A 2,489-nucleotide genomic window follows, 5' to 3' on the forward strand; every position below is an offset into this window, starting at 1 on the left:
CCCGCCGGTCGTTGGCGGAGCCGAAAAACTTGCGGGCGAGCGCGCCGATCATGCCTGGTTCCTGTGTTCGCGATTTAACCGCGTTGGCCTAAGAAGTTGCCCCCCGCCTGCCTATCAACTCACCGTGACGCCTGGTGGCGTCAGAGCCCGGACTGCGGGGGGTCGTCCGCCATATGGGTGGGAATTGGGCTAGTCTGGGTTCAACGGCCAAAAACGCAGCAAAATAAACGCCATCGCCATGGTCGCGACCGGGCAGAGATATGGCCCGGTCAGGGCCTTGTCAACGGCGGGCGCATTGCGGCTAATTCATCATTTTGACAGACTTTTCGCGTTGCCAAGCCCCCCTGAATTGGGCGAGTGTCCGCCCCGCTCGAGCAGCCCCCTGCTTCAACATAAGGATTTTCCATGACCACCTCGTTCCCGGTAACCACCGGCCAGCGTTTCCGCCATGCGTCCGCCCTGGCTGGCAGCCTCGCTTTGGCGCTGTCCCTGGCGTTCGCGGGCCCGCTCCGGGCCGCCGACGATCCGGTGCTGGCGAAGGTCAATGGCGCGGAAATCAAGAAGAGCGACGTCACCATGGCCGAGGAGGAGCTCGGACCGAGCCTCGCCCAGATGGACCCGGCGACCAAGGACGAGAACGTCCTGTCGTTCCTGATCGACATGAAAATCGTCAGCAAGGCTGCCGAGGACAAGAAGGTCGCCGACAGCGAGGAGTTCAAGAAGCGCCTGGCGTTCGCCCGCAACCGGCTTCTGATGGACAGCCTGCTCGCCAACGAGGGCAAGGCCGCCACCACCCCCGACGCCATGAAGAAGGTCTATGAGGAGGCCTCCAAGCAGATCACCGGCGAGCAGGAGGTGCGCGCCCGCCACATCCTGGTCGAGACCGAGGACGAGGCCAAGGCGGTGAAGGCCGAGCTCGACAAGGGCGCCGACTTCGCCGAGCTCGCCAAGAAGAAATCCAAGGACCCCGGCGCCTCCGATGGCGGCGACCTCGGCTTCTTCACCAAGGAGCAGATGGTGCCGGAATTCTCCGCGGTCGCCTTCTCGCTCGAGCCGGGCAAGATCTCCGACCCGGTCAAGTCGCAGTTCGGCTGGCACATCATCAAGGTCGAGGAAAAGCGCAACCGCAAGGCGCCGGACTTCGAGCAGGTGAAGGCGCAGATCGAGACCTATGTGACGCGCAAGGCGCAGGCCGACTATGTCTCCAAGCTGCGCGAGGCCGCCAAGGTCGAGCGCATGGACAAGACCGACGATGCGGCGAAGGCCGCCACTCCGCCGGCCGATGCCGCGAAGCCGGCCGACAGCAAGATGGCCCCGGCGAAGAAGTAAGCGCCGCAAAAGCGGTTGCAGTTGCGATGGCCGGGCATGTCCCGGCCATTTGCTTTTGCGGTCGCCATTGAGGGCGAATATGAAGCCCGGATGAAGCGAAGCGAAATCCGGGACAGGCCCCTCCGCGGTTGCATGGCCCCGGATGACGCGGAGCCTGTCATCGGGCGCGCGTTCGCGCGACCCGTTGGCTCCTCCGGCTACACAGCGTCGTCCCGGGATCCATACTTCGCAGCCGTGATTGCTTTCGTGAACAATCGATGCCGGTGGTTATGGGTCCTGGCTTTGGCCAGGACGACGCGGTGATTGCTGCACCACCCTCTCCCGCTTCAGTGAGCAAGATGATATGGAGCGCTTCCCTCCCCGTAGCCGGAAGCCCCCGATGTCCACCGCCGTCTCCCCGCTCGCCCCGACCAACGTCCCCGAGATGCCCGCGATCACGGGTGTGCGGCTTGCGACCGCGGCCGCCGGCATCCGCTACAAGAACCGCACCGACGTGCTGCTGGCGCTGCTGGACAAGGGCACCACGGTGGCCGGCGTCTTCACCAAGTCGAAGTGCCCGTCGGCGCCGGTCGAATGGTGCCGCGCCAAGCTGAAGGGCGGGCAAGCCCGTGCGCTGGTGGTCAATTCCGGCAATGCCAACGCCTTCACCGGCAAGACCGGCAAGGCATCCACCGCTCTGACCGCGCAGATCGCGTCGAAGGCGGTCGGCTGCGCGGCTGGCGAAATCTTCCTCGCTTCGACCGGCGTGATCGGCGAGCCGCTCGATGCCACCAAGTTCGACGGCGTGCTGGCGCAGCTCGCCGAGAGCGCGACGGCGGACGGCTGGATGGACGCGGCGAAGGCGATCATGACCACCGACACCTTCCCGAAGGTTGCGACCGCGACCGTCAAGCTCGGCAAGGCCAAGGTGACCATCAACGGCATGGCCAAGGGCGCCGGCATGATCATGCCCGACATGGCGACCATGCTGTCCTTCATCTTCACCGACGCGCCGCTGTCGGCTGGCGTGCTGCAATCGCTGCTCAAGGCCGGCGTCGAGGACACCTTCAACGCGCTGACCATCGACGGCGACACCTCGACCTCGGACACGTTGCTCGCGTTTGCGACCGGTGCCGCGGCCGCCAACGGTGCGCCGAAGATCTCGCGCGCCAGCGATCCGC

The 2,489-nt window shown here is 65.5% G+C and carries 2 protein-coding genes; both read left to right on the forward strand.

All coding sequences use genetic code 11. From position 1 onward, the window contains the following. Window positions 1–405: 405 nt before the first annotated feature. Entirely contained in the window at window positions 406–1,329 is a 924-nt protein-coding gene (locus V7D69_RS15820) for a peptidylprolyl isomerase (RefSeq protein ID WP_333606311.1), read from the forward strand. 379 nt (window positions 1,330–1,708) lie between these two features. After that, window positions 1,709–2,489 (forward strand): bifunctional ornithine acetyltransferase/N-acetylglutamate synthase (locus tag V7D69_RS15825; protein ID WP_333606312.1); only part of this gene is annotated, 781 nt, incomplete at its 3' end.

The organism is Novosphingobium sp. (assembly GCF_036733805.1).
In the GTDB taxonomy this organism is placed as follows: Bacteria; Pseudomonadota; Alphaproteobacteria; order Sphingomonadales; family Sphingomonadaceae; genus Novosphingobium.

Excerpts from the sequence above, each read along its gene's own strand:
- V7D69_RS15820 (WP_333606311.1), top strand. The coding sequence starts at position 406 with ATGACCACCTCGTTCCCGGTAACCACCGGCCAGCGTTTCCGCCATGCG.